Source organism: Pseudoalteromonas sp. PPB1, assembly GCF_015356275.1.
GTDB classification, from domain to species: Bacteria; Pseudomonadota; Gammaproteobacteria; order Enterobacterales; family Alteromonadaceae; genus Pseudoalteromonas; species Pseudoalteromonas rubra_D.
The window spans coordinates 1-6850 of sequence record NZ_JACEQV010000054.1 but is presented as its reverse complement, the minus strand read 5'-3'; the positions used below and the strand labels follow the sequence as shown (position 1 = coordinate 6850).

The 6850-nt window shown below is 51.2% G+C and carries 6 protein-coding genes; 3 read left to right on the top strand and 3 right to left on the bottom strand.

Going from position 1 to position 6850, the window contains the following annotated elements; translation table 11 throughout:
• Nucleotides 1-699 precede the first annotated feature (699 nt).
• Nucleotides 700-984 (bottom strand): hypothetical protein, encoded by a 285-nt coding sequence (locus IY568_RS24130; RefSeq protein WP_194868938.1) that lies wholly within the window; start codon nucleotides 982-984, stop codon nucleotides 700-702.
• On the bottom strand, nucleotides 966-1943 hold the full coding sequence (locus IY568_RS24125; protein WP_194868937.1) for a hypothetical protein: 978 nt from the start codon (nucleotides 1941-1943) through the stop codon (nucleotides 966-968). The genes IY568_RS24130 and IY568_RS24125 overlap by 19 nt, the downstream gene beginning before the upstream one ends.
• Before the next feature lie 158 nt (nucleotides 1944-2101).
• Here IY568_RS24125 and IY568_RS24120 point away from each other — a divergent pair, with 158 nt between their 5' ends.
• Genes IY568_RS24120 through IY568_RS24110 form a run of 3 tightly spaced genes read left to right on the top strand, consistent with a single transcriptional unit; the run spans nucleotide 2102 to nucleotide 6535 of the window.
• Nucleotides 2102-5683 carry a tetratricopeptide repeat protein gene (locus IY568_RS24120; protein ID WP_194868936.1) on the top strand — a complete coding sequence of 1194 codons (3582 nt, stop codon included), beginning with the start codon at nucleotides 2102-2104 and terminating at the stop codon, nucleotides 5681-5683.
• Nucleotides 5684-5689: 6 nt separating this feature from the next.
• Complete coding sequence (locus IY568_RS24115; protein ID WP_194868935.1) at nucleotides 5690-6124, top strand: hypothetical protein; 435 nt, start codon at nucleotides 5690-5692, stop codon at nucleotides 6122-6124.
• Nucleotides 6125-6130: 6 nt separating this feature from the next.
• Complete coding sequence (locus IY568_RS24110; protein ID WP_194868934.1) at nucleotides 6131-6535, top strand: hypothetical protein; 405 nt, start codon at nucleotides 6131-6133, stop codon at nucleotides 6533-6535.
• A gap of 104 nt (nucleotides 6536-6639) precedes the next feature.
• Here the strand turns inward: IY568_RS24110 and IY568_RS24105 are convergent.
• The coding region (locus IY568_RS24105; protein ID WP_194868933.1) for an Hsp20 family protein at nucleotides 6640-6850 on the bottom strand (211 nt) is incomplete at its 5' end.

Sequence of the window (6850 nt, the reverse complement as noted above, 5' to 3'; positions counted from 1 at the left end):
TATCCTCATAAAGCGATAATTAAGCTATTTACTCTTTGCAATAAACCAGTAAACAGCGGGTTTTTAACTCTAACGTTACTTAAATAAAGACTTTTAAAACAAAGTCTTACTTTGGTTTTGGACCCTGCCGGCGTCCTCACAAATCTATCTATGGCCGGGGCAAATACTTTTCAAGCAAGTTTTTTGAAAAAAGTGTGAGGTTGTTTTTATCTTTTTGATATTTAATGGTTTTTATTTTTTGTTGTTTGCCATGGATCTTTGCTCAGGTCAGCCACCGTTTTGCTGTCGGTGGTTCCCGGCTCAAGGCCGTGATGACGGAAGTGAAGCCGAGATGATGGAGGCTACCCGGTATTATTTTCAAGCGGGGGCGCCGAGCCTGCGACGATACTTAATCGTCGGCCAGGGGGTTATGAGTAAAGTACGTCCCTGTAGTTGCGTCCATCGCGCATCTCGACAATGTGCTCCTGCATTGTTCTACTTCCCTACATCCATGTAGGTCCATGCGCTCATCTCCTCAAGCGGGGGCGCCGAGCCTACGACGATACTTAATCGTCGGTCTTTCGTCGTCCATCCAGGGCTCGCGTCCACTGACAAAAGGTGATACTTAATCGCTAAAGCTGGGAGTAAAGTACGTCCCTGTAGTGGAGGCCCGGCTCGCCCGTCCAGGGCTCGCGCAAGCCACGCTGCGGTGATAATTAATCACCGGTCCTGGCTTGGCCCCCAAACATTTGTGCGGAATTTTAGGCCCGCGCCTATGCTGGCGTCCGGGGTGATAAATAGTTGGCTTGGGCGGGCTGTTGGATCTTGCCAGTTGTGGTAGAGCGGGATCAGACGTTCTTTGATCATATTTTCAAGCGAATGATTCACAAAGAGGTTTTTATCCGGGAAAGCCGGGAATTCGACTTCGTTTTCATCGTGGCGCAATGCCGAAGAGGAAATTGGATCATAGTCAGTGCGGAAGTTGATCACGTTACGCAGGCGCATGGTGTTGGCGAAATAGCGGGCATAAGTGTCGATGATCTTAGTACCGGGCGAGGCAAAACCCGGGTTTGAATGCCAGTGCGTACGCCTGAGTCGACTGCGGTATAGCCGCCGAGGCTATGACCGGTGAGCACTACATTATGGCTGTTTGTCGTTTCGGGTATCTGGTAGCCGGGGGCAACAGATCCCTGATTGGGTGGATACTGATCCAAAATGCGCTGACAAAACTCATACGCGGTACGTTGCCAGGCGATGTCGGTTTCGGCCAGGTTGGCGAAAAACAGTTTAAAGTCTTCGTACAGGTCGCCGGTGTTAAACGGATTGGTGCCCTTGTAGGCAATGATGACCTCTTCTTCCAGGCTTTCAGAGGCAATGGCAGGCACTTTGACAGCGAACGCATATACGCCATCTACATTAAGCAATGAATCAATAATCTCCAGCTTGCCGTTTTTCAGCATTAACTTTTGATACAAAGGGTCATCATGGTAGGCAAATGAGCCACCGGGTTCCAGGCTATACGCATAGGCTGACGCGAAGGCATATCGTAGCACCTTGTTGTAGGCTATCACATCCAGACTAGTGTTGATTTCTTTGGCCTGTGAGGGCGTGAGCACGGGGTATTCCCAGCCGACACTGCGGTCTGAGGCAAAAAAGCTGATGTTATTACTATACTGAGGACCAAATTGCTGCGCCAGAGTGACCCGGCTTAATTCCTCAAGGGTCGCCTGTGCCTGGGCATTGCTGACCTCAACGCCGTTGATTTTATCCACCACAAAATAGTTGCCGTAAATGGCGGTGAGCGCGTTATCGTGCCAGTGTCCCTGCAATTTGGCATAGTCATCGCCTGCCAGCATCCAGTGTTTTTTGACCAGTTGTGAGCGCGGTATAAAGCCTGTGTGTATGCCATAGCTTTGCACAAAGGTGGTGTCTTGCTTGGTGGTTTGTGGGGTTGAGTCCAGCATAGTTATCCTCCCGGATTGTGGTTTCCGAGAGCAAGTATGGAACACAATCTGTGGTGTGCCAGTTACACGAGCTTACAGAGCTGGATAACACTTCTTCCTTGCCTGACCTGTACTGCTGAATTAGGATAAAAAATAAGCATTAACCAGGGAGAATGGATATGGCTGAGTGCAGCGTTTCGGTTCAGGGCAGTGCCAATCAGAGCATTATTATTACAGGCGATCATAATCAGGTGGGGGGCGCGGTGGAATTCCGTATTCCGCTAGTGCGTCATCATACCTCTATACGGCGTCGCCGGAGCCGGCAAGTTCCAGCTAATGTGCTGGATATTCTCAGCGCGCACAACAAAGCTTTGAGCTTGCAGGGCCGTGAGCGTGAACTTACGTTACTCAATGAGTGGTTAAATGAAGACACGGATATTTCCGTCTTTGCCATCACGGCTCCCGCTGGGAGTGGTAAAACGCGCCTGGCCATTGAGCTGTGCGAGCAGGCAGAGCAGCACTCGGGCTGGGCAGCAGGCTTTGTACGTAGCAGCGACCTGGCTGAACTGGCGCATGCCTTTAAATTTGCTCAGGCAAACTGGTCTCACTCTTTGTTGCTGGTGGTTGATTACGCCGGAGCCAATGCGCAGGCTCTGGCGCAATGGCTGGATGCGCTGTCTCAGCTCGATGAGCCGGAAAATGGAACTCGGGTGCGTATCTTGCTGCTGGAGCGCGAAGCGAGCAAAGAGGCTGGCTGGTGGCACACACTGACAGGCTCAGCATTAGGCAGCGACCAGGCGCGACTCGACTTGTTTACTCAGTACGAGCCCTATGTGCTGACCGGGCTGAGTGATATCACCGCCAGGAGATCAGTATTGTGTGCTGCACTGAATGCGGCGCAAGCGCTGGTGCCGCATCCAAATGTCAGTAAAGTCCCCGAGGCTAATGAACAACCCGACTTCGATTCCGCCCTGGCTGACACGCAGTTTGGAAACCCACTGGCGCTGGTTATGGCGGGTATCCTGAGCCGGGACATGTCGCCGCGCGCAGCCTTATCATTACATTATCTGGCTGCGGCAGAAAAACTGGCGCAGCGAGAAATCGACCGCTTTTACAAGTGTTTTGGGGAAGGGGCTGATGCCACTAAGCTGGCCCATTGCCTATGTTTTCATTTACTGTGTGGCGGGCTCCGTATTGCTGATATGCGCCAGACACTCAGCGCTGAGCTGATCGCCATGGGCTGGCACACTCCGAGCCTGGATAAAGAGTTACTGGCGTTGCAGCAGGCGTTTCCGCCAGCGGAAGACGGAGACGAAACAGTCAGACTGTCAACCACTCAGCCAGACCTGATCGCTGAGGCCATGTGTATACAGCTGCTGCAAAGTGACAGGGAGCGAAGTTTAAAAGCGCCTGACATCCTGGCTCGTACCCTTGAATACGGTCAGGAACAGGCGGCCGCCGCACTGGTTCGCTTGTTACAGGACTTTGCCTCTCCGGTCAGCCAACCAAGCGCTCAGCAGGCTAAATTGTTACAGTGGGCAGAGCAGTTGGTTGAGGGTAATCTGCATAATCTTCCACTTATAGTTTTACTAGAGGATGCTATGCCGCACAATTCTATTGTGCTGGCCGAATTAGCGTGCAAGTTGGCTACCATACTATACCAGCAAGAACAAACTCAGACTGAGCAGCAGACCAATGAAGCTGATTTGGTTCGTTTGGCTAGATCACTGAATAGTCTTGCTATTCGTCAAAATGCGCTAGGCCAGTACGAAGCTGCTCTGATCACTGGGATGGAAGCCGTTGAACTACGAAGAGCACTCGCGCAGGCCCATCCTGGAGCTTTTTTGCCTGACCTGGCCTCGTCACTGTGTAATCTTGCGAGCTTTCAAAATGCGCAGGGCCAGGGTGAAGCCGCTCTGACCACGGGGGTTGAAGCCGTTGAACATTACAGAGTACTGTGTCAGGTGCGGCCCGATGCTTTTTTACCCGACCTAGCCAAGTCATTGAATAATCTGGCGGCTTTTCAAAGTGTACAGGGTGAGCGCGAAGCCGCCCTGAACACCGGGCTCGAAGCTGTTGAACATTGCAGAGTGCTCGTGCAAGCTTGTTCCGATGCTCTTTTGCCCGACTTGGCTATGTCACTGAATAATCTCGCGAGGTATCAAAGCGAGTTGGGCCTGGGAGAAGCTGGCCTGACTACTGCGCTGGAATCTGTTGAACACTACAGAGTACTGGCTCAGGCAAGGCCCGATGCCTTTTTGCCTAGTCTGACCGGCTCATTGAATAGTCTTGCTAACCTGCAAAGCTCACAGGGCCAGCACAAAGCCGCTCTGGCTTCTGTATTGGAAGTTGTTGAATACTACAGAGTGCTTGCACAAGCCCGTCCCAAAGCTTTTTTGCCTAGCCTGGCTACATCAATGAAAAACCTTGCTAAGCAACAATGCAAGCTGGATCAGCACGAAGCCGCCCTGACCACCATGCAAGAAGTCATTGTGCATTACAGAGTGCTCGTACAAGCCCACCCCGATGCCTTTTTGCCAGGTCTGGCTGACTCACTGCATGAACTTGCTAATTTGCAAAGCGAGCTGGGCCTGAACAAAGCCGCTCTGACCTCAGTGCAAGAAGCCGTTGAGCACCACAGAGCACGGGCTCAGATTCGGCCCGATATCCTCTTACCAGGTCTGGCTCGTTCATTGAACAGCCTTGCTAACCAACAAAGTGAATTGGGACAACGCGAAGCAGCCTTGACCACTGCATGGGAAGCTGTTGAATACTACAGATTACTTGAGCAAGCTCGTCCTAATGCCTTTTTGCCAGGTCTGGCTAGTTCGTTGAATAGTCTTTCTAACCAGCAAAGTGAAATGGGACAACGCGAAGCAGCCTTGACCACTGCATGGGAAGCTGTTGAATACTACAGAGTGCTTGCGCAAGCTCGTTCCAATGCCTTTTTGCCAGGTCTGGCTAGTTCGTTGAATAGTCTTTCTAACCAGCAAAGCGAGCTGGGTCAGAGCGAAGCCGCCCTAACCACAATACAGGAAGCTGTAGAATACTACAGAGTGCTTGCGCAAGCCCATCCCGATGCCTTTTTATCTGGCCTGGCCACGTCACTGAATAACCTTGCTAACCTGCAAAGCGAGCTGGGCCAGCTCGAGGATGCCCTGAACACTGCATGGGAAGCTGTTGAGCTATCGGAAAAACTCGCTCAGGCCCGGCCCGAAGCCTTTTTACCCAATTTGGCCGGCTCACTAAATAATCTTGCTAACCGACAAAGTGAGTTGGGCCAGTGTGAAGCCGCTCATAAATCTGTACTGAGAGCCGTTGAGCACTACAGAGCATTGGTTCAGACTCGCCCTGATGCCTTTTTACCTAACCTGGCCACATCATTGAATAATCTTGCTAACCTGCAAAGTGAGCTGGGCCAGCGTAAAGATGCCCTGAACACCGCGCATGAATCCGTTGAACTAAGGAGGAGGCTGGCTCATGCCTGCCCTGATACCTTTTTGTCCGAGTTAGCCACATCACTGAATAATCTTGCTAATCGACAGAGCGAGCTGGGTCAGTGTGAGGCTGCTTTAGTCAGCTCGCTTGAGGCCGTGCAGTTATTGTCTCCCTACTTTATAAAATGGCCTGACGCTTATCAGACGTGGATGAGAGGGGTTTTGGGCAACTACCTCAGTTATTGTGAGACCGCAGACACGGAACCGGTTAGTGAACTGATAGCACCGATTATCGAAAAGCTCAATGAATTAGAACAGGAATAATACCCCATGACAGACAAGGCAATACAGGTGGGTGATCATACCGTTAGTGTAGCGCTTTCAATGGCTCGTAATAAGATGCTTGTACCTAAAGTGGGGGTGTTGCCTGAGCCTCAGGCGGTGGATATTCAGCAGGCGATGAGTGAGTTAAGCATGGCGCTGGGTGAGCTTCGTACATTGCAGCCGCGCAAATTGAATAATGCGCTGGAAGAGGCAAAAGAGGAAATTGAAATGGCGCATCCCGATAAGACCGAGGCGGCAGAGTCGCTGGCCCGTGCGGCTAAAATAGCTAAAGAGGCTGAGAACTTTGCCAATCATAATGAAATATTGGTCGAGCGTTTTACCCCTGTGCTGGGCTGGTTGGGTCCACATGCTACCCGGGTGGCCGAGGCACTGAGCTTGATTACTTATATCGAAAAACTCAATGAATTAGAACAGGAGTAATATCCCATGACTGACAGGACAATACAGGTAGGTGGCAATGCCAATGGCGCGGTGATAACCACAGGTGATAATAACAAGATTTATGCCCCTCCAAAAATCACCATGCCGGAGCCTCAGGCGGTGGATATTCAGCAAGCGCTGGGTGAGTTAACCACAGCGCTGGGCGAGCTTAGTACACAGAAGCCACGCAAACTGAATAATGCGCTGGAGGAGGCGAAAGAGGAAGTTGAAAAGGCGCAGCCCGATAAGGCTGAGGTGGCGGAGTCGCTGGCCCGTGCGGCAAAAATAGCCAAAGAGGCTGAAGGCTTTGCCAGCCATAGTGAAAAGCTGGTTGAGCGTTTTTCCCCTATGCTGGGCTGGTTAGGTCCACATGCGACCCGGGTGGCTGAGGCACTGGGCGTGGCTATTTAATAAACCTTTTATGCAAAGCAAAAAAGCCGCCCTTTCGGGCGCTGGTGGGAATTCAACAATGTAATACAAGGAAAAGGGAGTGAGTAATTACTACTCTTAAGGTATTAACCCTCTATAAGCCTACCGGTGCCAATTTCAATTTTTCTTGGCTTTAACGCTTCCGGTACTTCGCGTTCCAGGTCAATCAATAACAGGCCGTTTTCAAGCGAAGCACCAATCACTTTTACATGGTCGCCCAGCTGGAATTTGCGCTCAAAGTTGCGCTCGGCAATGCCCTGGTGAATAAATTTACGGTCGGTTTTGTCTTCTTTATTT

Bases quoted from the DNA above. Each gene is read 5' to 3' on its own strand.
- IY568_RS24130 (WP_194868938.1), bottom strand. From the start codon at position 984: ATGCGCCTGCGTAACGTGATCAACTTCCGCACTGACTATGATCCAATT.
- IY568_RS24125 (WP_194868937.1), bottom strand. From the start codon at position 1,943: ATGCTGGACTCAACCCCACAAACCACCAAGCAAGACACCACCTTTGTG.
- IY568_RS24120 (WP_194868936.1), top strand. From the start codon at position 2,102: ATGGCTGAGTGCAGCGTTTCGGTTCAGGGCAGTGCCAATCAGAGCATT.
- IY568_RS24115 (WP_194868935.1), top strand. From the start codon at position 5,690: ATGACAGACAAGGCAATACAGGTGGGTGATCATACCGTTAGTGTAGCG.
- IY568_RS24110 (WP_194868934.1), top strand. From the start codon at position 6,131: ATGACTGACAGGACAATACAGGTAGGTGGCAATGCCAATGGCGCGGTG.